The following is a 22982-nucleotide window of genomic DNA, read 5'->3' as shown; positions in this document are numbered from 1 at the left end:
ATTATTTTAAGAAATCTGGCAAATCTATATCGTCAAATGGATTTTTATTTGTTCTTTTTTCTTCGGATTGACGAGAGTTTCTATTATTAGATTCAAACTCTTGCCTATTAGTTCTAGTTGGAGCATTCATCTCACCTGCTGTTGCTCTTGAAGAAGATGGTCTACCTTGATTATCAAATCCTGTTGCAATAACAGTAATTTTGATTTCTTCACCCAATGATTCATCAGAGCCAACACCAAAGATGATATTAGCATCAGAATCAATATTATCACGTATGAGTTCAGCAGCTTCATTAGCTTCCATAAGACCTACTTCTGCAGCTGTTACATTTAGAAGAACAGCCTTAGCTCCTTCAATTGAAGTTTCAAGAAGTGGTGAATTAATAGCAGCTTTAGCAGCATCAACAGCTCTATTTTCACCAGCAGCACGTCCAATACCCATGTGAGCTATACCTTGATCACTCATAATTGATTCAACGTCCGCAAAGTCTAAGTTGATTACATTTGGAATAGCTATAAGCTCAGAAATGCCACTTACAGCATCCATTAGCACTTGGTCAGCTAGTTTAAATGCATCTACCATTGAAGTTCTTTTTTCAACTATTTGTAAAAGTCTATCATTTGGTATTGTAATAAGTGTATCAACATTTTCTTTAAGTTTTTCGATTCCACCTTCAGCTTGTGATTGTCTTTTTCTACCTTCAAAGGTAAATGGCTTTGTTACAACACCAACTGTTAAAATATCCATTTCTTTGGCAACACTTGCAACTACTGGAGCAGCTCCTGTACCAGTACCGCCACCCATACCAGCAGTAATGAATACCATGTCAGATCCTTTTAGCGCTTCAGTTATATCATTTTTTGATTCTTCTGCAGCTTTTTCTCCAACTGACGGATTAGCACCTGCTCCGAGACCACGTGTTAATTTTTCACCAATTTGTAGTCTTATATCTGCATTTGATTCTTGTAAAGTTTGCAAGTCCGTATTTACTGCTACAAACTCAACTCCTGATAGTCCATTATCTCTCATTCGGCTGATAGCATTATTACCACCACCACCAACTCCTATAACTTTTATTTTAGCTAAAGAGTTGTTATCATTTTCCATGTTTATATTCGCCATACTTTCCCCCGTGTTCTGTTTTATTTTAATAATTTAGATTTTCACTAAATGATTCAGGATTTACTTTTACTACTGGGTCATTTCCATTATTTAAGTCAATTTCTGTAATATCTAATGACTTACTATTTACATCATTTAGAATTTTATCAAGTGATTTTAACTTATAATCAATGTTGTTTAAATCACCAAATTTCACATCTATATCATTTATCATTATACCAATTTGAGCTTTATTTTCCAAATTTAATTGATTTAACTCGTTAAAATATGAATAAGATTGAATAGCTCTTAAAAACTTAAGACTAGCCTCTGATCCAGTAAAATTTCCACCAATATTTTCTCTAAGATTAGCGCCTTTAATTTCTTTCAAAGGCAACTGTTTATATTCGTCAATATCTTCACCGAGTAAGGTAGCCTTATTTGAAATATAAACCCTGTGTTCCCCATTATCTTGAAAAAACAAAGGATAAGTTTCATCTACATTCACATTTAATAAATCAGGAAAAACTTTTTTTATTTTTACATTTTCAATTCCTCTAAGTTTATTTATATTGTCTTCATAATCACTAGGATTATAGAATAAAATATTTTTTCCTATTGGGTTTCCTAATTCACTTATTATATCTGTATCATTTGTCATCTCATTGCCAGTTATATATATCTGAGATATCTTCATATAGGAATGAATGTATATGCTATAAAATATACTTAATAAGGCAAGTAAAATTAATAAAAGAACATAAGCTTTAGTAAATAATTTTTTATTTTTACTATACTTACTACGTCTTTTAGCTACATAGGTCTTGCTTACAGTTCTACCATCTCTTTTTAAGTATCTATCATCATTAGTATTAGTCATATTATCTAGCTGTTAAATCTACTATCAATTCAAAAATAGTATCACTTGCACCATCATTTGAAAGTTTGGAACTAGCTTCCCCCATTTCAGTTAATTTGTCATTATTTGTTATTACACTTATTATATTATCATACAGAATTTTTCCATTAAGATCTTTTTCTAAAACCATCATAGCAGCTCCATTATCTACATAAGTTTGTGCATTATGTTGTTGATGATTTTCGGTAGTATAAGCTTTTGGAATAAGTATAGATGGTTTTCTCACACTTGAAATTTCAGCAAGACTCATAGCACCACTTGAAGCTATTACCAAGTCACTAACAGCGTAAAATAAATCAATATTATCTATATAAGGAAAAACCTTTAAATAAGGATTTTGATCTAAATTACTTATGAAATCATCATAATTTTTTTTACCAGTTTGATGCAATAAATAAAAATCTCCTTTTAAGCTATTAGCCATTTCTTTAACAGCCTTATTCATGGCATATGATCCGTTGGATCCACCAAAGGAAAAAACTACAGGTATGTCTTTTTTTATACCTAAACTTTCTAAATCTTCATTCGTATAATAACTAGAAAAATTAGTACGTACCGGATTGCCTGTTACTATTATATTTTCTTTATGCTTAAAGTATTTCTTTGCCTCTTTATATGATATACAAAGAGCATCTACCTTATTAGATAAAAACTTTGATGTAACACCTGGATATGAATTAGATTCATGAATCAATGTTGGCACCCCTGCTTTTGCAGCCTGAAAAATTATAGGACCACATACATATCCACCAGTACCAATAGCTATGTCTGGCTTAAAATCTTTTACAATTTTTCTAGCTGCGTTAAATCCTTTCATATTTCTTGATAAGGATTTGAAAAATTTCTTATTTATTTTACGAGGCATACCCATACCATCTATAGGCCTAAATTCATATCCATATTTTTCAGCTATAGATTCCTCTGGTCCCCCTTTTATTCCTACATATAATACTTTAGTATTGCTAATATTTTCTTCTATTTTTTGAGCTATGGCTATAGCTGGGTATATATGTCCTCCAGTACCGCCACCTGAAATTATTACTCTCACTCAATATTTCCTTTATATTTTTTTATTTTTTCTTTAAAATCCTTGCCACGTATTTCATAAGAATCATACATATCCCAGCTGGCACTTGCAGGTGATAATAAAATAATATCTCCTTGATTAGCTAAATCCACAGATTTTTTTACTGCATCTTCCATATCTTCTGCTAATTGGTATTCAACATTGTAATCTTCACACAAACCTTTTAGCTGATCTTTAGTTTGACCCATAATTACCATTACTTTTCCATTTTTCTTAAATGCTTTTACATAGTCACTATAATCTATTTTCTTATCATATCCACCAGCTATAACTATAAGAGGATTATCAAAACTTTCTATAGCTTTTACAGAACTATCGACATTTGTGCCCTTGGAGTCATTATAAATTTTAACATTGTTTACTTCATATACAAACTCTAATCTATGTTCTATAGATACAAAGCTTTTAGAAGCATTTGCTATATCATTAAAATCTAAACCAAATAAATAACATTCTAAGATTGCTGCCATTAAATTTTCATAATTATGATTACCAATTATTTTAAGTTCTTTAACATCTAAAATATCTCTAGTTTCCTCACCGTTTGTAAATTTAATAATCGTGTTATCTAAATATAAGCCTTTGTCAACTATAGACTTAGTAGAAAATTCATAAATATTTGCCTTGATTTGATCTTTCTTTTCTTGTAAAATTCTATCATTTTTATTAATGATTAGGTAATCACTTTGATTTTGATTTTTTGTTATATTAAATTTTGAGTTAATATAGTCCTCATAATTCCCATGCCAATCTATATGATCTGGACTAATGTTTAGGATACTTGCTATATGTGGATGATACTTATTAGTGTCTTTGAGTTGAAATGATGATAATTCCTCCACAAAAATGGCATCCTCATTATGCATCTTCCACAAAATACCCTCACCAATATTACCTACAGATATAGCTTTTATTCCATTTTTATTTAGAATATGAGAAATCATAGAAGTTGTAGAAGTTTTTCCATTTGTTCCTGTAACAGATAAAAATTTCTTATCAGGAAATAGTCTATATGATAATTCTATATCGCTTATAACTTCATACTTACTAGAGAGTTTTTTAACTACATCATCACTTGGAGCTATACCAGGAGATTTTACAATATACTCAAAATTAAATTTTAACAAATCCGAATCAGAAATAGGGCTATAGTTATAGCCCTTCAATTCATCAACGTATACCTTATTTTTATCAAATGTATAAACTTCATATCCCATTTTGCTTAATGTTTTTACAGTGGATACTCCACTTACACCTAGTCCATATACTAAAATTTTTTTCATAAAATTGCCACCAATGTTATTAAACATAGTATTGTAGAAACAATACTAAAAGCCGCTACTATTTGAGGTTCCTTATATCCCTTTAACTCAAAATGATGATGAATTGGAGTCATTAAGAAAACTCTTTTCTTGTTACGTGTTTTATAAGAAATCACTTGAATAATTACAGATAGAGTTTCCATTACATATACCCCACCAAAAATTATTAAGTATATTGGTAATTTTTCTATAATAGCAATAGCTACTACTGCTCCTCCAATTGCCATGGAACCAGTATCTCCCATAAAAACCGAAGCTGGATTAGAGTTAAAATACAGAAATCCTAACAAAGCTGCAAACATTATAATTGAGAATAATCTTGTTGTTTCTGTTGTTGCTAATAGAAACAAGCATATAAATACAGGTAAAGAAACACTTGTCGCAAGTCCATCAAGACCATCCGTAAGATTTACAGCATTTGTAGTACCAATTATAATAAATATCAAAATTACAATTCCAAAAAAACTAATATCTACAATATGATTTGTAAATAATAACTGTAAAGTAGTCACACTTTCTTTATCATTTATGTAAGCCATAATTGTTACTAATATTGCTAAGACAAATTGTAATATCATTTTTTCTTTAGGAGTAAGACCTTCAGATTGTTTTAAAACTAATTTTCTAAAGTCATCGATAAAACCAATTGCTCCGAAACCAAGAGTACATATTAATAATATAGCTGTATTCATGTTAAAAGGAACAAATATCAAGGTCATCAATAAAGCTGAGATCAAAAATATAATCCCTCCCATTGTTGGAGTACCTGCTTTTTGATAATGACTTTTTGGACCCTCTTTTCTAATATTTTGCCCTATCTTCATATTTTTTAATATAGGTAATACAGCATATCCTAATACCACAGTTGCTATTATTGTAATAATTGATATTTTACCTATAAGGTTCATATTAATTTCCATCGAACTCTATTCTCTCTTCCTTAGCTTTATCGTAAACCATACCTAATTCTTCAATAGCATACCTTTGTATTCTGTTTATATCTACAGCATTTTCTAATTTAGCTTTAAGTCTATCTCTTTTTAACTCGGTTGATATACTTTCAGTAACAAGTTCATTATACTCATTTCTTTTTGTCATCAACTCATTTCTCTTGTTAAAAGTAAATATTCCTAAAGTTACTATTATTGCAAGAGCAAAAAATGATAAAATTATTCTCATTTTCCTATCTCTTTTTTCCTGCATCTTTATAGCATATTTTCTACTATATTTAGGATTTTCTCTGACCTTTAACTTTCTTCTATTTTTATTATTATTTTTTGATACTTGTTTTTTTGGTATTCTTTCAGCCATATTAAATCCTTTGACATACCCTAAGCTTAGCACTCTTAGATCTAGAATTTTCTTCTAGCTCTTTTTTTGATGCTGTAATAGGTTTTTTATTTACTATTTTTATTTTTGCTTTGTGATTACATACGCAAACAGGTAAAGACGGTGGACATATACAATCTTTTTCTAAATCTTTAAATTTATTTTTTACTATTCTATCTTCCAAGGAATGGAAACTAATTACGCACAGTCTAGCATCGATATTAAGAGAATCAACAACTTTTTCCAAAGTATTTTCTAATACTTCTAGCTCTCTATTAACCTCTATTCTTAAAGCTTGAAAGACTCTTTTTTCAGGGTGAGCTTCTTTAGATCTTACTGATCCTTGTATTAATTCTCTTAACTTAAAAGTTGTATCTATATGATATAGATCTCTAGTTTCGATAATTTTTCTAGCTATTGTTTTAGAGAATCTTTCTTCACCAAACTCTGAAAAAATTCTTACTAGTTCTTCTTTTGGATATTCATTTATAATTTTTTCTGCTGTTAACTCATTTGCAGTATCCATTCTCATATCTAGTGGACCATCGTTCATATAAGAAAATCCACGATCTCCATTGTCAATTTGATATGAGCTGACACCTATATCCATCAAAGCACCATCAATTTTGTCTACACCTAAATCTTTTAATACTTGATCAATATTTTCAAAGTTACTTTTTATAAAAGTAACATTTGTGAAATCTTTCAAGTTTTCTTTTGCTGCATTTAAAGCATCTTGATCTTGATCTAAACCAATTAGCCTACCCTTTTCAGATAGCTTTTCTAAAATTCTTTTGCTATGACCACCCTTACCTAAGGTTAAATCTACATAAATACCGTCAGACTTTATATTTAAATTTTCTATTACTTCATCAGCTAAAACTGATACATGCTTAAATTCCATATTATTCATCCATTATATCGGATAAATTCACCTCAACTTCATTTATGTATTTTTGCCATTGTTTAACATCCCATATTTCTATAGTTAAATTATTTCCAATTATCATAGCCTCATCTTCGATATGTGCATAATCTCTTAAGTTCTTATTTAACAAAATTCTACCTTGTTTATCTAAGCTTGTTTTTATAGTGGATGAAAAAAACAATCTTTTTATAGCTCTATTTTTTTTATTTTCGTTACTAAGATCGTTAAGCCTTGCACTTTGTTTTTCAAATTCTTCTTTAATATAAATTATTAATGAAGACTCTGGTCCCTTGGTTATGAATATTTCATCAATAAGGTTTTCTCTAAACTCACTTGGCATCATTATTCTATTTTTAGAATCTAATTTATGTGTGAATTCACCTAAGAACACTTATTACCACCTTAAACCACTTTAATCCACTTTATAATCATTTTATACCATAGAGGATAAAAAATCAAACAAAAAAAATCGGCTTAAAGAGCCGATTAAATTTATTAACTTATTTGATTTCACTTAAATCTAACTATATTTTGTTTTTTTTCTTCCTTAGCTCTTTTGGGACTAAAATATGGTGGGACATGTTTTTTATTTGCTATAACATATATTATTAGACCAAGAACTATAAACAATAGAGACATTAGCTGAGCTATTCTTATAGGTCCTAAATATAAGGAATCCGTCCTTAGTCCTTCCACAAAAAATCTAATTAATCCATACCCCATTAAATACACCGCACTCTGTTTGCCTTTATCAGGATTTCTCTTTCTCCAATTTATTAAAATCAAAAAGATAATAATATCACCAATTGATTCATATAAAAAAGTAGGATGAACCTTAACTCCATCAATTACGATTCCCCAAGGAAGATCTGTTGGACCACCATGAGCTTCTTGATTCATAAAGTTTCCCCATCTTCCAATACCTTGCCCCAAAGCAAGCGATGGTACTAAAACATCTGTTAAATCTAAAAATGGTAAATGTTTCTTTTTTGCAAAAAAATAAGTTGCAAGTGTTCCAAAAACTATACCTCCATGGATAGCAAGACCTCCACCTCTTATGTTTAATATTTGACCTGGATTTTGAGAATAATAATCCCACTCAAAAAGTACATACCAAAATCTAGCTCCAAGTATACCTATAGGTATTGCTACAAATAAAATATCATATATAAAGTCTTCGTCAAAGCCGCGTCTAACAAGCTCTTTTTTTGCAAAATAAGTACCTAACAGCATCCCTGCTATAATAAGTAAGGCATACCAATATACATCAATACCAAAAAGCGAAAAGGCGACTCGATTAAGGTCAAAAGTCATCATTCTTCCTCACTAGGTTCGTCCCAATTAGTATAAACTTCTTGAACATCGTCATTATCCTCAAGTGTATCTATTAATTTTGTAAGACTAGGATGATGTTCACTATATACTTCTACTTCGTTTTGTGGGATATAAGAAATTTCTGATCTTTCAATTTTATATCCAGACTCTTCAAGCTTAGCTACTGCTTCATTGAATGCTTCTACACTTGTTATAGCTTCAAAAAATTCGTCTTCTTCAATTACATCATCTGCTCCAGCTTCTAAAGCGTCCATCATAAATTCATCAAAATCTTTATCTTTATTATTTACTAAAATTTCACCTTTATGATCAAACATGAACATAACTGATCCATCAGTACCTAGATTTCCACCATTTTTATCAAAAGCATGGCGAACATCTGGTGCTGTTCTTTGAACATTATCTGTTAGACAATCTACTATTACTGCTACTCCAGCTGGACCATAACCTTCATATATTACTCTTTGAAAATTATCTCCTGCACCTTCTCCTGTTGCCTTTTTTATAGCTCTATCAATATTATCATTCGGCATATTATCAGCTTTTGCCTTGTCAATAGCTTGTTTTAAAGCTGGGTTATAATCTGGATTGTCCCCACCTTGTCTAGCTGCTACAGTTATATTTCTAGCGTGTTTAGTAAAGATTTTTCCCCTTCTTGCATCTTCATTTCCCTTTTTATTTTTAATTTTGCTCCATTTATTATGTCCTGACATAAATCCTCCTATAATTTAGTAAAAAGCATTTCTGCCTTTTTATTTTCTATTTTAATATTATCACTTGTCAAGTTTATTAAGTTTTTACAAACTTTTTCATATTCTTCTTCTTTTATATATAAAGAAATTTTAACTTGATCAGTAAATTCCTTATCTATTATAGCAAAATCATTTTCATTTAAATAATTTTCAATCTGCCCTAATAGTGAATAAGAATGAATTAATTCTACTACATAAAATGGTCTTTTGTAAACAATATTATTTATGAGTGCGTCACTTACTCCCCTACTATAGGCACGAATAAGACCACCTTTACCTAATAACTTTCCTCCAAAATACCTAGTAACAACAACTGCTATATTACTTACTCCTTCTTTCTCCAAAACTGATAACATAGGTAATCCAGCAGACCCCTGTGGTTCACCATTATCGCTATATCTTTTTATTTCTGGAATTTTATTTATAATATAAGCACTACAATTATGAGTAGCATCTTTATATCTTTCTGATATTTCATCTATAAATTCTATTGCTTCTTCTTCACTTTCAACATGTAAAATTGTTGTTATAAATCTAGATTTTTCTTCTTCAAATTCACTTATATGACTGCCTTCAACAGTCTTATAAGCTTGTGATAAATCGTCCATACTTATCCCTATCTTCTTTAGATATCTCAAATTTTATATTTGTTCCATCTTCATCATATTTAGTATTTAATATGTCATAATTAGTCATCATATGATCTAAGATATCACCATCAGCAAAAGGTATGTGCATATTTACAAGTTCGTATTCACTCTTTATCAATGAAACTATCTTATCTTTAAGCCTTACTAAATCATCATCATCTTGTGCAGAAATATATATTCTTTCACTCTCTCTTTTAAAGAGCTTTACAGCAAGTTCATCTTTCACTTTATCCATCTTATTAAAAACATATAAAATCTCTTTATCACCAATGTCTATATCTTCAATAGCTGTTTCTATAGCATGTAATTGATGTTCAATGTTATGGCTTGCATCTATTACTATTAAAAGCATATCTGCAAATCTAATTTCATCTAAAGTAGTTAAAAAAGAATCATTTAATTCAGCTGATAAGTTATCAATAAAACCTACAGTATCTGTTAATGTAACTTTGGTATTTGAAAAGTCTAATCTTCTAGTAGATGTATCAAGAGTCGCAAAAAGTAAATCATCTGAGTATACAAATTTTTCCGCACCAAAAATTTTCATCATGCCATTTAAAATAGTTGACTTGCCCGCATTAGTATAGCCTAATAGTGAAATATTATGGATATTTCTTCTTGACTGCCTATTTACTCTTTTAGTCTTTTCTACATCTTTTAATTGTTTTTCTAAAGATTTAATGTCGCGAACTACTGCACGTCTATCAGTTTCAAGCATTGTTTCTCCAGGTCCTCTTGTACCTATACCACCTGCTTGCCTTGATAAATATGAAAACCACTTATTAAGTCTAGGTAACTGATATTTAAGCTGTGCAAGTTTAATTTTTAGTCTAGATTCTTTAGTATTTGCTCTTAGAGCAAATATGTCTAATATCAGAGTTGTCCAATCTACAACGTGTAGCTTTAGTTCTTCTTCAAGATTATAAAGTTGACTAGCTGATAGTTCAACGTCAAAAATAACCGTATCTACCTCTAATTTTTTTGCCAAGTCTTTTATCTCACTAACCTTACCCTTACCTATGTAAAATCTTGGATTAACTTTATCCACTACTTGGCTAACGTATGCTAGAGACTTGCCCCCAGCTGTATTGATTAAAGATTCTAGTTCATAAATTTTATTATCTTCATCGTCATCTCTATTTAAAACATTTACTTGTATAACTTCTTGCATAAACTCCCTTTCTAAATAGATTATACGATTAGCCAATAATTAATAAAGATAGTATATATGGAATAAATAATAAAAAAATGATAAAATGGTAATAAATTATACAAAAAATAGACTAAGATATTTAGGAGGCATAATGACAAAAAAAATTACCTCTATAGTACTAAAGCTTATATTAATAGTATTTTTAATCTTACTATCAGCAGTGACCATATTTGCAGGTCTTACTGGAGGAGCAATACTTGAAGTTATGAAAACTGCTCCAAAAATAGATTCAGATATTATTAAATATGAAATGAGCCAAAATTCCACTATAGTTGATGAAGATGGAAATGAACTAGATTCAATAGCTACAAATGAATATAGGGAAATTGTAGACTACAACGATATTCCAGATGATCTCAAACACGCCTTTGTAGCAGTTGAAGATGAAAGATTCTATAAACACCCAGGTGTAGATCCCCAATCTATACTAGGATCAGCTGTTGAGAATTTTAGAGCTGGTGGAATTGTACGTGGTGGATCTACAATTACTCAGCAGCTTGCTCGTAATACTTACCTTACAAATGATCAAACCTATCAAAGAAAGATTAGAGAAATTTATCTAGCCTTAGAAATAGAAAAGAATTTAAACAAAGATGAAATTCTAGGTGCCTATTTAAATCGTGTATTTATGGGTCAAAATTCTTATGGTGTCGAAGCCGCCGCAAAAACTTACTTTAATAAAGACGTTTCAGAGCTAAATTTAGCTCAGTGTGCGGCTCTTGCTGGTATTGTACAATCTCCTTCAGATAACTCTCTTTATAAAGCAATTAAAGTAGGAGAAGTTACTGATCAAAAAATTCTTGGAGAATTCAATATTGAAGGAGAAAAATATGCTGCAATTTATAATCCTGCGCCACTTAAAAGAGAAGTTTATGTTCTTGATAAGATGCTCGAGCACGGTTATATAAGCAAAAAAGAATATGACGATGCAAGGTCATTTGATGTTGCAGAATCAATAAAACCTGCTATAAGAACTAATACAGAAATTGCAAGCTATTTTAACTCACTTTTGGAAAAACAAGTTGTTAAAAAACTGATGGAAACTTACAACATGAGTGAAAATCAAGCTTGGGATAGACTTAACTATGGTGGATTACGCATTACAACAACAATTGATGAAGATATGCAAAAACAACTTGAATCAATTTATAATGATTTTTCATCATATTTAGTTGGAGATACTTCCACTTGGCAGCAAGCCCCTCTATTAGATTTAAAATATGATCAATATGGAAATATCATAAATGATAATGGAAATCTCTTGTACTATTCAAAAGCAAATTTATTAAATGAAAATAACGATATTAGATTAAGAGCTGATGAAGCTTGGTACGATAAAGATAATAATATCGTTATGAAAACAAATAAGGCTTATTTAGATCAAACAAAACTAATGTTTAGAAACTACTATTCATTAGATGAAAATAATAAAAATTTAAGAACTCATAAGTCAGGATATGTCGACTTTAATACCAATGAAAATATTAAGTTAGATGATAACCAAAATATTGTAATAAGTAATAAATATTTAGAAAAAAATCCAAGACTATTTTCTTATTATGATGATGGTACATTCTCAATAAATAAAGACTTTTACGACATAGATCTTGATGGTATAATTCAGCCTCAATCTTCTACTGTAGTCATAGACCACAGCAATGGACATATAAAAGCTATAATGGGTGGACGTGACCAACAAGGTATGAGAGTTTTAGATAGAGCTTCCTCTATACCAAGACAACCTGGATCTTCAATCAAACCTATTGCCACCTATACAGCTGCTTTAGATAATGGCTTTAATCTTGCAACTGGTGTGGATGATGTTCCTTTACTGATGAATGATAATAATCAACCTTGGCCCAAAAATGTTTATGATTATTACATGGGTGTAGTACCAATTAGAAAAGCTATAGAATTATCAATAAATACTATAGCTGTAAGAACCTTAGATGAAATCGGTATAGACACCAGTATGGATTACTTAAAAAGATTTGGAATTATAAAAGAAAATGGAAGTGATGATAACTTTATAACAAAAGATGAAAATAGTGTTACTAATGATGAAAATCTTGCTGCTTTAGGTCTAGGAGCAATGACACATGGCCTTACAAACTTAGATATGACAGCAGCCTATGCAGCACTTGCTAATAAAGGTACCTACAATGAACCCCTTACATTCTCTAAAATTGAGGATTCTCAGGGTAAAGTATTGTTTGATAGCGATAATGTAATTACTCATAATGTAACAAGTGAACAAACAGCATACCAAATAACCTCTGCTTTACAAAGTGCAGGTGCTTATTATAACAACATAAACCTAAATGGTATAGACTATGCTGTAAAAACTGGAACAACTGACGATTATGTTGACTTTTGGTGTATGGGATACACTCCGTATTATACAGTAGGTATTTGGATGGGTTCAGATGATCAATCAATAAGAATGAATGGTACTTCTATTAAAAGAGCTGCCAAAATGTGGAATACTGTAAATAATAGTATTCTAGAAGATTATGATTCTAGTTCATTTGAAAGACCTGATTCAATTGTAGAAATGTTAGTAGATACTATGAGTGGTAAAATACCAACAGATTTATCTAGAGCTGATCCTCGTGGTACAGTTATAACAGAAATCTTTGGTCCAGATAATAAGCCTACAAAAGAAGATGATGCACACGTATTGCTAACAGTTGATAGTAGAAATAATTTGCTAGCTTCAGACGTAACTCCTAGCTGGGCAAGAGTTCAAAGATCATTTATAAGACCAAAAAGTAATTACAATCCAAAAGACTTTGGGGATATTTACCCAAGAGATTGGGATTATAGAGCTCCTACAGAATATTCTGATTTGATATATGTTGCTCCAAAACCTAGATATCATAAATCATATGATGAATCTAGCGAAGATGAAGATAAAAGCAATGAAGAAAACAAAGATGAAACAGAAGAAAATGGAGATAACAAAAATCCGAATGAGGATAATAAAAATCCATCTTCTGTAGATGGAAATCAAAATCCTTCTCATAATAATACCGAGAATCAAAATAAAGATCAAAAAGACATAAGAAGATAGAAATGAGCTGTTGCAGAATGAATAAATCGTCCCAAAATAATTAGAAGAACCTCTGCGGAAATTTTGCCTTCACGAGTTAGGCAGACTATGTAAAAATTTTCCTAAGAGAACCTTCTAATGAAAGTACGATAATTATTCATAGTTTTGCAATGGCTCTTTTAAGTTTATTTTTTTCAAGCATCAACTTTTCAAATCTTTCTATTATAGTAATTACTTCAATTAGATTTAAAAATACAAAAAAAAACAGAGCCTAGGCTCTGTTACAAAAATAATTAGAATCTATTATTTTTTCTATTAGTTGTAGTAGTGTTCTTATTGCTTTTGTTTTTAATTAATCCTATAATCCAAAGTAATAAAGCAGCACCAATTACAGCCCATAATATTTCTACAAATGTATTTGGAGTAGTGCCTGGTTTTAAGAAAGCTGCATTATATATCCAGCCACCTATTACAGAACCTAGTATACCAACAATAATGTTAGCAACTCCGCCCATTTCCGCATCTTTTCCCATAATCATACTAGCAATCCATCCTGCTAGTGCTCCTAAAATTAATGTCATGATAAATGACTTTCCGTCAAACATAATTTCTCCTTTCAAGAATAAAAAATTTCGTAATAAGAAAATTAAAATTATTACATTATATATATAGCCAAGTTTAAAATTTTTAAACAAAAAACGCACCTTGAAGGTGCGCCTGATAAGATAAATTAAACTTGTGCTCTTGTATTGTTTGTATTGTTCTTATTATTTACTGCGCGAACAATAAAGTAGCATACTAGTGAACCTATTATAGACCATAGAACAACCATTCCATTTGTAGGAGCGTCATTTGCAAGTCCATAAATTACAGCACCAATTAATGCACCAACAATTCCCCAAGTGATTGCTTTACCATATGGCATTATAGTTTTCTCGCTCATAGCTGCTGGTAAAACCCATCCTATAATTAAGCCTATAAGAATTGCATATAACCATTGCATACCTGCTAAATTCATACATTTCCCCTTTCTTAATTTCTTAAAAATATCAAATAACAACATAACTATCTTATCATTAATACTTATACCCATTGTATAAAAAAATATATTTTTTTGATTAATTTATATAAAATTCTCAAACTTTGCTTATACTCTTTAAAATCAGATTGATGAAATCTAGAAAAAAAAAGATATAGCTTATGGTATAATATCAATGAGGTGAAAGTCGTGAATGATATTACAATTTTAATAATAGAAGATGAACAAAAAATATCAACTATCATGAAATCCTACTTTGAAAAAGAAGGATACAATGTACTTCAAGCTTTTGACGGCAAAGAAGGCTTAAAAATCTTTAATGAAAATGAAATAGATCTGATTATACTAGATCTAATGCTCCCCTTAATACCAGGTGAGGAAGTTATAAAAGAAATAAGAAACAAATCAGAAGTTCCAGTGATAATGGTTTCTGCTAAGGTTGAAGAAAATAACAGAGTTGATGGTCTTAGACTTGGTGCAGATGATTATGTGACAAAACCATTTTCTCCAAAAGAACTAGTGGAAAGAGTAAAGGCAATATTACGTCGTATTGAAAAATACAACATTCCAAGAGCTGATATAATTAAAACTAGCGACGGCAGATTAGAAATGGATTTAGAATATAATAGGATTTTTAAAGATAGCAAAGAAATATTGCTTACAAGAAATGAATTCCAAATTTTAAAGACCCTATTTTCAAATCCTAATAAAATTTATTCTAGAGATGAAATTATAGAGCAGACTTTTGGTTTTGATTATGACGCTTATGACAGGGCTATTGATACTCATATAAAAAATATTAGATCAAAGATTGAAGATAACCCTAAAAAACCTATATATATAAAAACTATATATGGTATGGGTTACAAATCAGGCGGAGTAGATGATCACATTAAAGAGTAAGATAATAAGAAACTTTACCGCGGGCATCTTAGCCTGCATTTTAGTTTTTTCAATACTTGTAACTTTGTTTGTAAACTTTAACTACAAAGAATTACTTCTAGATATGAAAGATGAAAGATCTATAGAAGTAAGTTATTGGTTTAGAGTATATAATAATGATAATAATATAAGCAAAAAAGAAATGTGGGAAGGTATTGACAGCTTAGCACAAGATTTAAAAGTAAAAATCGTATTTGAAGAGCCAGACGGTAGTATATCCTATTCTTTTGATGGACGCGAAAAACATAATCCATATCCACCAAAAGAAGATGTTTTTTCTTTTTTCAACGTCGATAAAACACGTCGTTCTGGAAAACTTCACGTTATTTACTATACAAATCCCGAACCTATTCAGCAGCTTCAAAAGAATTTTTCGACAGCGCTTGTTTATTCTATAGGTATCTCCTTACTAATTGGTATTATAATAAGTTTAATACTTTCAGATAACATTTCTGAACCAATTATGACTATGAGTGATGCCACTATAAAAATCAAAGATGGACAATATGATATAGGCGATCAGTATACAGATATAAAAGAACTAGAGACTCTTCAAAATAATATAAATTATTTATCAAATAACTTAAAGTATCAAGAAGAAATTAGAAAGCAATACGCTCAAGATATATCACATGACTTACGTACTCCTATTACTAATCTACAGCTTTATATAGAAGCTATCAAAGATGGAGTGATCGAAGCTGATAAAGATACTATGGATATACTTCTAACAGATGTAAAAAGATTAGAAGGCTTAGTAGAAGGTCTAAAGAAAACTTTTGATGATAATGTGGAATATTTTGCATTAAATAAAGAAACCTTCAACTTATCCGATGAAGTAAAAAGTGTAGTAAATAGCTTTTTAATAAATGCTGAAAATAATAATATAACATTAAATTCATATATAGATGAAAACATTATTGTAAACTCAGACAAAGATAAATTTAACCAAATACTTCAAAATCTAATATCTAACGCAATTAAAGCAATAGGTAAAAATGGAAATATTGATGTTTATTTAAAAAATAATAATAAAGAAATAACTTTAAGAGTCATAGATGATGGAATTGGTATAGAAGAAGAGAATATTCCTAGAATATTTGAAAGGTTTTATAGAATAGAAGATTCAAGAAATACCGAAGATAATGGACATGGTTTAGGATTATCTATTACAAAAAACTTTACAGATGCCCTCGGTGGTACGATAAATGTAGATTCAAAATTAAATGAAGGTACTGACTTTACTCTTACATTTATGAAATAAGGAAAATTATGACAAGGAAAAATAATAATAAATCTAAAAGCAATAATAGATCTCATAAAAAAAAAGTTAATGCTAAAAATAGATCTAATATTAATTCTTCTTCAGTAAGTGAGAGAGCAAAGAGAAAAAGAGCTCAAAAAAAGAAAAAGTATAGAAGAAGAAGAATTTTAGTTGGTATAATAGCTATAGCTATTTTACTACTAATTATTAGTTTAATCTCAAATGCTATAAATGCTTATAAGATAATGGGTTATCCAAAATTTAGAGATGAAGTTTTAAATAAAATGTCAAATGAAGTATTCGTCTCTTCATCCGATGGCAGATCATTAAGCTCAGCAGAAAAAGTTACTGACTTTGATGACTTATATAAAACCATTGAGAGAAATTATGCTGTAGATAATGAGAATAAAGAAAATTTCCAAAAATTTATAAAAGATTACAATTCATATCGCAAAAAAGTTTATAGCTCAAAAACAGATCAAGAATACTTTAAAATCTTAGACCAATATATATCTATACTAGATGATAGTAGAACCTTTATTTTAGATAAAGAAACATATGATCACCTATTTAATTACTATAGAAAAGACTCCAAATCTTACAGAAATAAGATACTAGGCAATCCACAAGCTGTAGATAGGTATAAAAGACTAATTGCAGATCCTAAAAAAATAAAGCCATCTATGAGTGTATCAATTGAAAAAGAAAAAATCTTAAGGATTGCATTACCCGATTTTAAAGCAGATGAATTTGATAAGGACTTGAAAACAATCGTAGATTTACTATTAGACAATCCACCTATAGACACAGTTTTATTGGACTTGTCTAATAATAACTCAATAGATAATATATATCCAAGCAAACTAGCCCAAATGCTTATTCATCAAGATTATGAAGAATCTAATTTAATATTTTATAGAGGAAAATTAATGAAAAGTAGTTTAGAGTCAATAAAATCAAATCAAAGCACTAGCTACTCTACCCCATTTGTAAAAAATGATGTAAGCAAATATCCTAATGAAATTGAAAATATAAATTTAGATGATTATCTGTACTATGATGAAGTAAGTCATAAGATAGAAAAAAATAATGATTTTTCTGATAGAAAAATCTATGTATTGACAAATGAATATACATCTAACGAAGCTATAAAATTAGCAGATATTCTTAAAGATAGCGATGCATATGTAGTTAAAAATGGATTAGAAGCAAATAATACTTATAAAGATGTAATTTATAACATGAGAAGCGATTTATACGTACTAGAGCATTCTGGACTCATTTTATCTTTAAATAGTGCCTATAGCAAAAATGAATCAGAAGAAAATAAATATTTAAAATATGACCAGAAAATAAACTCAAAAGATCCAATTGAATCTATGTATGATATTATAAATTAATAAATTAAAAAAGGCTGTTTCAAAATAGATAAATCGTCCCAAAATCATTCGATCACTTTACTAAAATTGTCTCCGTCAGTCGACGGATCATATCTAAAACTTTTAGCAGTGTGTTTAATGAGTGAACGATATATCTATTAATTTGCAACAGTAGTTTTCTTTCACTCATATTCGTTCGCTCAACTCACTTAAGTGAATAAAAAATACCAGAGATTTTAAATTCTCTGGTATAATTTTTATTACATCTATTATCTAATTGTTTCTTTTTTTACCATTTCTAAAGCTTTTTCTTCACCAAGTTTACCACCCCATGCTGATAATGCTAGAGCTACAATTAAACCTAGGAATGTTATAATAGAACCAGCTGAAAGTTTATTGGAAGCATCTTCTGCTCCTGTTTTTGCACTATCAACTGTATCATCAATAGTATCTTGCGCTTGGTCAGAAAGTTCTTTAACTTTTACTGATGCATCATCAAGTGTTTCTTGAGCTTGTTTGTTAGCATCTACTAAACCATCGTAGATATTATCTGTAACTTGTTCAGCTTCTTCTTGTGTAAGATCAGAATTATTAGCTACTGCATTTGCTATTGCATCTCTATCTGCTGAATCTGCAATAGTTTGAGCTCTGTTAGATAAATCTTTAGATACTCTATCAATTTCAGAATCTGCTGAATCTGGATCAAGAGCTATATTTTTAGCTGCTTCTTTAATAAGATCTTTAGATTCTTCTAATTGATTATTTAGATAATCAGGTTGTAATTCTGGTATATCAGTATCTGAAAGATACTTGTCAACATTTTCTTGAAGTTCAGTAGTATCAATATCAGTATTACTAATAGCTTCTCCTGCTTTATCAAATCCTTTACCTATATTATTGTTTGTTGATGATATAGCAGATCCAGCTACATTACCTACACCACTTGCAACATCTCCAGCAACATTTGCTGCTGTTCCTAAAACTTGAGTAATAGCATTTAATACAAGTGTTATTAAAAGTAAAAGTGTAACAGCCCATGTGATAGCTCCGTGAAGTTTACCAGATTTTCTAGCTGCATAACCTGCAATATATCCCCCTGCTAAGAATGAAAGGATTAAGGTAATCGCAGTCCATATTCCTGTTCCTACACCTACTCCATCTAGTGGATGAGCATTAGTTGGTGAGAATAAACCAAATCCTAAAGCTGCTGTTATCAAACTTAATGTTGCAAAACAAGCTGCTGCTGTAATTGCACCTGCAAGAATTGATCCCCAAGAAAGGTTTGTACCTGCTGGTAATGCAGTAGTTGCTCTTTCATAAACAGGAACGCCTTCATGAGCTCTTTCGCTTCTACGAGGATTTTTTCCTGTTTGACGATTATTTGATCTGTCAGAAGATCTTTCAACAGTTGTCTTCTCTGTTTCGAAAGTCTCTACTTTACGATCATTATTTTTTCTATCTGTCATATTTTCCTCCTTAAAAATAATAATAACAAATAAAACATATCTTGTTACTTATATTATAATACCCTAACTAAAGTATTTGAAACTATTTACTTTATATTACTTATAATTATAATATTGAAAGGCGTGCATTATTGACTTAATAGCCAAAAATAAAAAGTAAAAACCAACTAGAGTCACTATAGTAAGTGAAGCACTCATTGGATTTTTTATCATCATAAACCCTATGATTACGCCTAAAATATTTAAAATTAATAAGCTGGTCCAAATTCCATAAGCAAAGATTTTTAGTGGGCTTATTATAATTATGCCCATTATTGATGTAAATATGAACCAAATTGCAAACATATATGGTAAAGCCACAAATGTTGTCTGAATATCAACTAGTATAATGATACCTAATATTATTTGAACAATTCCAGATATGAGACTTAAATTCGTAGTATCTTTTTCATAATGTCTACTAAGCTTATTCCTTAAGTATATATCACCAATTCCTGAAAGTATTACAAATATGCCTAACAAAACCGCCATACTCATTAAACTTGCAGTCGGATCTTTAAAGGCAATGATTGCAACTATAAGGTACAAAACACCCAATATAAGGCTTTCCCAATTTATGCTACTATTTTTATGTTCTGCCATAATGCTACTCCTTATCGACCTTTTAAGCTATTTTTTACTTGTCTAGCCCTTTCAATTTCACTAACCATATCTCGTCCCCCCATCATTTTCTTTATATTTTTTACATCTAAAATAATAACTTCATGGTTTAATAATTCTTCTTTACTATCTTCATCTAAATAAGAAGTATTAATTATTAATAATGGAGTTACTCCATCCATTAAATTTTCATACTGAACTAGTAATTTATTAATAAAATTCTTATCTACCACCTCTTTATAATCATAATTTTTGATATCAATAGCATATTTTTTATCACCTTTTTTAGCAAAAAGCTCAAAATCGTGGCTTCTTTGATACTTTTCTTGATAAGCTTCTATAAAATATCCATTCTTATGAAAGGCTTTACTAATTAATTGTTGAGAATTATAGTCAAATTGAATTTTTCTAAGAGCATCTAAAAGATTATTAGGATTAAGTTTGAAAAACCCCCTATATTCAGTAATCTGTTCATTTTTTTGCAAATCAAATCCAACAACTATATTATCTATGACATTGAAATTCCCATGAGCAATAGCATTTCTTATATGTCTTAAAAGTGACATAGTTTTAGTTTCACCATTTGATATAGCCATTATTATCTTAGGACATTTTGTACAAATTTCTTTTAGAAATGGCTTAATTACATCATATGAAATTTTTTCTGTAAAAAGTACATCTTCGTCTTTAAGATCCATAGCTTTCATAATTTCAATAAAAATAAAATCATCATATCTTGGGTTAAGTAACAATTCATTCTGCTTAGATTGCTCAGACTTTATATTAGGTACATACCATAAAAGATAATATATAGCCTCTCTAAGCTCATCACTTAACTTAATAGGTACTTTTTTATGCTCAATCGAATATTCAACCTTATTTTTACATGAATCAAATTCAAATTTATCTGTAAGTTCCATAAAAAATCTTTTAATTATTAACTACTAAATCGAACATTTCTTCATCTATAATTGTTAAATAGATATCTATATCATTAGTAGCTAAAAATTCATTAATACACTCCTTTGAAATTCTTATAGCCTCTTTATATGGATACCCATATATACCTGCTGATATCAAGGGAAATGCTATAGATTTTAAATTGTATTCTTTAGCTAAATTTAATGAATTTATATATGAATTTCTCAGTAATTTCTCTGATTGCTTAGGTTTAGATGGATCATATATAGGACCTGCTGTATGAATTATATACTTTGCTTTTAAATTATAAGATTTTGTTATGACAGCTTGGCTAGTTTTTATTGGAGCTAATTTATTACATTCTTCTTGTAGGCTATTGGCACCAGCTTTACGAAAAATCGCACCACAGACTCCTCCACCCATTTGAAGAGTTGTATTAGCTGCATTTACGATAGCATCTACAGATAAATCAGTAATATCTTTGTTTATAATATCAAAACCCATTTATACCTCCAGTTAAATTTTATAATATTTGATAAAAAGATAAAGGGTTACCTAATGTATTTTTCTATATCGTTAAAAAATCTACTAATATAGTAATCTACGAATTCTCTTTTTGATCTATCAAAATAGTGAAAATAATATTGTCGCCCATTGGCTACCATTCCGGTTACATCAACATAAGTCCATCTATTATTCAGTTTTATCACATTCCGCTGATGCTCTCCTGAATATCCTTCTGGTCTAGACTCAACCTTTGTGTTACCTGTTACGGAATAAGCAGGTATACCAACTCTTTGACATAGAATAGCAAAACTTTGAGCAAAGCCAGAACATTGAGATTTACCTTTGACCAAAGCTCCATACATATTATTTTCAATAAGATCATCCTCACTGGATTCAAACTGATATTCATTATTTTCAGCCAGCCACTGGGCAAAATAATATGCTTTGTCATATTGTGTATAGTAATTCTCATTTGCATAATTAACTAAGACATCTATCTGCTTTTTGACTAAGCTCTGCTCAGTAGCAGTTAAATATGTCTTAGTATTCTCTTCTATCTTAAGTCTCGGAATTAGTTTAAATGTATCTTCATTAAAAAAATAATTATAATAAATATAAGCTTCCGTATCACCCCTAGAATAAAAAGGACTTAGCAAAAATAAATCTGTTATGAAATCCATTTTACCATCAAAATCATCTTCAAGTTTCACTCTAGGATCATTAAGAGCATCATTTATTATTTCGCTAACATAAAAAGTTTTATTCTCTTTATCAAAGTATTCAACCATCATAACAGCATACTTATCTTGAGTTTCTAAATCATCAAATCTTTCTTTTATTAAAAATCCAGGTTTTATAATTTCATAATTAAGTTCTATAGGTTTAAATGATGGTTGTTTTAAAACTGGATTTTTACTTTTTTCTTCATTTATAGAAACACTATTTTCATCAACCAATTTATCACGAGATTCGGTGGTTATAGGTGGCACTCCACCTTCTTTTATGGGTTTTGCACACGATGTAAGTATTAATAAACTAATAATATATAGAAATTTTTTCATAATAATATATTTCCTTATTAGTTTTATTTTACCATATTATTGTATTAATAATAT

23 protein-coding genes are annotated in these 22982 nt (G+C 29.7%); 4 read left to right on the top strand and 19 right to left on the bottom strand.

Annotation, left to right across the window (positions count from 1 at the left end; genetic code table 11):
• Window position 1 precedes the first annotated feature (1 nt).
• The 12 genes from ftsZ to hflX form a co-directional block, all read right to left on the bottom strand.
• Complete coding sequence (gene ftsZ, locus ABXG81_RS04120) at window positions 2-1123, bottom strand: cell division protein FtsZ (RefSeq protein ID WP_316110972.1); 1122 nt, start codon at window positions 1121-1123, stop codon at window positions 2-4.
• A gap of 25 nt (window positions 1124-1148) precedes the next feature.
• Window positions 1149-1982, bottom strand: a complete 834-nt coding sequence (locus tag ABXG81_RS04115; RefSeq protein WP_353529199.1) for an FtsQ-type POTRA domain-containing protein — start codon at window positions 1980-1982, stop codon at window positions 1149-1151.
• A 1-nt stretch (window position 1983) separates the two neighbouring features.
• Window positions 1984-3069 carry an undecaprenyldiphospho-muramoylpentapeptide beta-N-acetylglucosaminyltransferase gene (gene murG / locus ABXG81_RS04110; protein WP_353529198.1) on the bottom strand — a complete coding sequence of 362 codons (1086 nt, stop codon included), beginning with the start codon at window positions 3067-3069 and terminating at the stop codon, window positions 1984-1986.
• The gene (gene murD, locus ABXG81_RS04105; protein ID WP_353529197.1) at window positions 3066-4391 is read right to left on the bottom strand and encodes a UDP-N-acetylmuramoyl-L-alanine--D-glutamate ligase; all 1326 of its coding nucleotides are present in this window, start codon (window positions 4389-4391) and stop codon (window positions 3066-3068) included. The genes murG and murD overlap by 4 nt, the downstream gene beginning before the upstream one ends.
• Window positions 4388-5350 (bottom strand): phospho-N-acetylmuramoyl-pentapeptide-transferase, encoded by a 963-nt coding sequence (mraY, locus tag ABXG81_RS04100; RefSeq protein WP_353529196.1) that lies wholly within the window; start codon window positions 5348-5350, stop codon window positions 4388-4390. The genes murD and mraY overlap by 4 nt, the downstream gene beginning before the upstream one ends.
• On the bottom strand, window positions 5340-5741 hold the full coding sequence (locus ABXG81_RS04095) for a hypothetical protein (protein ID WP_117521020.1): 402 nt from the start codon (window positions 5739-5741) through the stop codon (window positions 5340-5342). The genes mraY and ABXG81_RS04095 overlap by 11 nt, the downstream gene beginning before the upstream one ends.
• 1 nt (window position 5742) lies before the next feature.
• Window positions 5743-6663, bottom strand: a complete 921-nt coding sequence (gene rsmH / locus ABXG81_RS04090) for a 16S rRNA (cytosine(1402)-N(4))-methyltransferase RsmH (RefSeq protein WP_353529195.1) — start codon at window positions 6661-6663, stop codon at window positions 5743-5745.
• 1 nt (window position 6664) lies between these two features.
• Window positions 6665-7078: a division/cell wall cluster transcriptional repressor MraZ gene (gene mraZ / locus ABXG81_RS04085; RefSeq protein ID WP_117521015.1), complete on the bottom strand. Its 414-nt coding sequence runs from the start codon at window positions 7076-7078 to the stop codon at window positions 6665-6667.
• A gap of 119 nt (window positions 7079-7197) precedes the next feature.
• Window positions 7198-8004 carry a prolipoprotein diacylglyceryl transferase gene (gene lgt, locus ABXG81_RS04080; protein ID WP_353529194.1) on the bottom strand — a complete coding sequence of 269 codons (807 nt, stop codon included), beginning with the start codon at window positions 8002-8004 and terminating at the stop codon, window positions 7198-7200.
• A complete protein-coding gene (locus ABXG81_RS04075) occupies window positions 8001-8735 on the bottom strand; it encodes a YebC/PmpR family DNA-binding transcriptional regulator (protein WP_353529193.1) in 735 nt (244 codons plus the stop codon). Before ABXG81_RS04075 ends, lgt begins: the two co-directional genes overlap by 4 nt.
• An 8-nt stretch (window positions 8736-8743) precedes the next feature.
• Window positions 8744-9382, bottom strand: coding sequence for a YigZ family protein (locus tag ABXG81_RS04070; protein ID WP_209813673.1), 639 nt, complete (start codon window positions 9380-9382; stop codon window positions 8744-8746).
• Window positions 9357-10595: a GTPase HflX gene (hflX, locus tag ABXG81_RS04065; protein WP_117521007.1), complete on the bottom strand. Its 1239-nt coding sequence runs from the start codon at window positions 10593-10595 to the stop codon at window positions 9357-9359. The genes ABXG81_RS04070 and hflX overlap by 26 nt, the downstream gene beginning before the upstream one ends.
• A 133-nt stretch (window positions 10596-10728) precedes the next feature.
• Between hflX and ABXG81_RS04060 the strand changes: the two genes are divergently transcribed.
• Window positions 10729-13710: a transglycosylase domain-containing protein gene (locus tag ABXG81_RS04060; protein WP_288222967.1), complete on the top strand. Its 2982-nt coding sequence runs from the start codon at window positions 10729-10731 to the stop codon at window positions 13708-13710.
• A 272-nt stretch (window positions 13711-13982) separates the two neighbouring features.
• Here ABXG81_RS04060 and ABXG81_RS04055 read toward each other — a convergent pair whose 3' ends face one another.
• Together ABXG81_RS04055 and ABXG81_RS04050 are read right to left on the bottom strand one after the other, a co-directional pair.
• Entirely contained in the window at window positions 13983-14294 is a 312-nt protein-coding gene (locus ABXG81_RS04055; protein WP_117521003.1) for a GlsB/YeaQ/YmgE family stress response membrane protein, read from the bottom strand.
• 125 nt (window positions 14295-14419) lie between these two features.
• A complete protein-coding gene (locus tag ABXG81_RS04050; protein WP_353529192.1) occupies window positions 14420-14707 on the bottom strand; it encodes a hypothetical protein in 288 nt (95 codons plus the stop codon).
• Window positions 14708-14917: 210 nt separating this feature from the next.
• Between ABXG81_RS04050 and ABXG81_RS04045 the strand changes: the two genes are divergently transcribed.
• Genes ABXG81_RS04045 through ABXG81_RS04035 form a run of 3 tightly spaced genes read left to right on the top strand, consistent with a single transcriptional unit; the run spans window position 14918 to window position 18334 of the window.
• Window positions 14918-15631, top strand: a complete 714-nt coding sequence (locus ABXG81_RS04045; RefSeq protein ID WP_209813670.1) for a response regulator transcription factor — start codon at window positions 14918-14920, stop codon at window positions 15629-15631.
• On the top strand, window positions 15612-16934 hold the full coding sequence (locus tag ABXG81_RS04040; protein ID WP_117520997.1) for a HAMP domain-containing sensor histidine kinase: 1323 nt from the start codon (window positions 15612-15614) through the stop codon (window positions 16932-16934). The genes ABXG81_RS04045 and ABXG81_RS04040 overlap by 20 nt, the downstream gene beginning before the upstream one ends.
• A gap of 8 nt (window positions 16935-16942) precedes the next feature.
• Window positions 16943-18334 (top strand): peptidase S41, encoded by a 1392-nt coding sequence (locus ABXG81_RS04035; RefSeq protein WP_316122212.1) that lies wholly within the window; start codon window positions 16943-16945, stop codon window positions 18332-18334.
• A 248-nt stretch (window positions 18335-18582) separates the two neighbouring features.
• Here the strand turns inward: ABXG81_RS04035 and ABXG81_RS04030 are convergent, their stop codons facing one another.
• The 5 genes from ABXG81_RS04030 to ABXG81_RS04010 form a co-directional block, all read right to left on the bottom strand.
• Complete coding sequence (locus ABXG81_RS04030; RefSeq protein ID WP_288222970.1) at window positions 18583-19779, bottom strand: hypothetical protein; 1197 nt, start codon at window positions 19777-19779, stop codon at window positions 18583-18585.
• 96 nt (window positions 19780-19875) lie between these two features.
• The gene (locus ABXG81_RS04025; protein WP_117520993.1) at window positions 19876-20421 is read right to left on the bottom strand and encodes a DUF308 domain-containing protein; all 546 of its coding nucleotides are present in this window, start codon (window positions 20419-20421) and stop codon (window positions 19876-19878) included.
• Between the two features lie 11 nt (window positions 20422-20432).
• Window positions 20433-21359, bottom strand: coding sequence for a hypothetical protein (locus ABXG81_RS04020; protein WP_209813662.1), 927 nt, complete (start codon window positions 21357-21359; stop codon window positions 20433-20435).
• A gap of 10 nt (window positions 21360-21369) precedes the next feature.
• The gene (locus tag ABXG81_RS04015; protein WP_209813660.1) at window positions 21370-21864 is read right to left on the bottom strand and encodes a macro domain-containing protein; all 495 of its coding nucleotides are present in this window, start codon (window positions 21862-21864) and stop codon (window positions 21370-21372) included.
• 47 nt (window positions 21865-21911) lie between these two features.
• Entirely contained in the window at window positions 21912-22928 is a 1017-nt protein-coding gene (locus ABXG81_RS04010) for a transglutaminase domain-containing protein (protein WP_353529191.1), read from the bottom strand.
• Window positions 22929-22982 lie beyond the last annotated feature (54 nt).

It is taken from the genome of Anaerococcus nagyae (genome assembly GCF_040364225.1).
In the GTDB taxonomy this organism is placed as follows: Bacteria; Bacillota; Clostridia; order Tissierellales; family Peptoniphilaceae; genus Anaerococcus; species Anaerococcus nagyae.
This window is presented reverse-complemented; position numbering and strand designations above follow the sequence as displayed.

Excerpts from the sequence above, each read along its gene's own strand:
- ftsZ (WP_316110972.1), bottom strand. The coding sequence starts at position 1,123 with ATGGCGAATATAAACATGGAAAATGATAACAACTCTTTAGCTAAAATA.
- ABXG81_RS04115 (WP_353529199.1), bottom strand. The coding sequence starts at position 1,982 with ATGACTAATACTAATGATGATAGATACTTAAAAAGAGATGGTAGAACT.
- murD (WP_353529197.1), bottom strand. The coding sequence starts at position 4,391 with ATGAAAAAAATTTTAGTATATGGACTAGGTGTAAGTGGAGTATCCACT.
- mraY (WP_353529196.1), bottom strand. The coding sequence starts at position 5,350 with ATGGAAATTAATATGAACCTTATAGGTAAAATATCAATTATTACAATA.
- ABXG81_RS04095 (WP_117521020.1), bottom strand. The coding sequence starts at position 5,741 with ATGGCTGAAAGAATACCAAAAAAACAAGTATCAAAAAATAATAATAAA.
- rsmH (WP_353529195.1), bottom strand. The coding sequence starts at position 6,663 with ATGGAATTTAAGCATGTATCAGTTTTAGCTGATGAAGTAATAGAAAAT.
- lgt (WP_353529194.1), bottom strand. The coding sequence starts at position 8,004 with ATGATGACTTTTGACCTTAATCGAGTCGCCTTTTCGCTTTTTGGTATT.
- ABXG81_RS04075 (WP_353529193.1), bottom strand. The coding sequence starts at position 8,735 with ATGTCAGGACATAATAAATGGAGCAAAATTAAAAATAAAAAGGGAAAT.
- ABXG81_RS04070 (WP_209813673.1), bottom strand. The coding sequence starts at position 9,382 with ATGGACGATTTATCACAAGCTTATAAGACTGTTGAAGGCAGTCATATA.
- hflX (WP_117521007.1), bottom strand. The coding sequence starts at position 10,595 with ATGCAAGAAGTTATACAAGTAAATGTTTTAAATAGAGATGACGATGAA.
- ABXG81_RS04060 (WP_288222967.1), top strand. The coding sequence starts at position 10,729 with ATGACAAAAAAAATTACCTCTATAGTACTAAAGCTTATATTAATAGTA.
- ABXG81_RS04055 (WP_117521003.1), bottom strand. The coding sequence starts at position 14,294 with ATGTTTGACGGAAAGTCATTTATCATGACATTAATTTTAGGAGCACTA.
- ABXG81_RS04050 (WP_353529192.1), bottom strand. The coding sequence starts at position 14,707 with ATGAATTTAGCAGGTATGCAATGGTTATATGCAATTCTTATAGGCTTA.
- ABXG81_RS04040 (WP_117520997.1), top strand. The coding sequence starts at position 15,612 with ATGATCACATTAAAGAGTAAGATAATAAGAAACTTTACCGCGGGCATC.
- ABXG81_RS04035 (WP_316122212.1), top strand. The coding sequence starts at position 16,943 with ATGACAAGGAAAAATAATAATAAATCTAAAAGCAATAATAGATCTCAT.
- ABXG81_RS04030 (WP_288222970.1), bottom strand. The coding sequence starts at position 19,779 with ATGACAGATAGAAAAAATAATGATCGTAAAGTAGAGACTTTCGAAACA.
- ABXG81_RS04025 (WP_117520993.1), bottom strand. The coding sequence starts at position 20,421 with ATGGCAGAACATAAAAATAGTAGCATAAATTGGGAAAGCCTTATATTG.
- ABXG81_RS04020 (WP_209813662.1), bottom strand. The coding sequence starts at position 21,359 with ATGGAACTTACAGATAAATTTGAATTTGATTCATGTAAAAATAAGGTT.
- ABXG81_RS04015 (WP_209813660.1), bottom strand. The coding sequence starts at position 21,864 with ATGGGTTTTGATATTATAAACAAAGATATTACTGATTTATCTGTAGAT.
- ABXG81_RS04010 (WP_353529191.1), bottom strand. The coding sequence starts at position 22,928 with ATGAAAAAATTTCTATATATTATTAGTTTATTAATACTTACATCGTGT.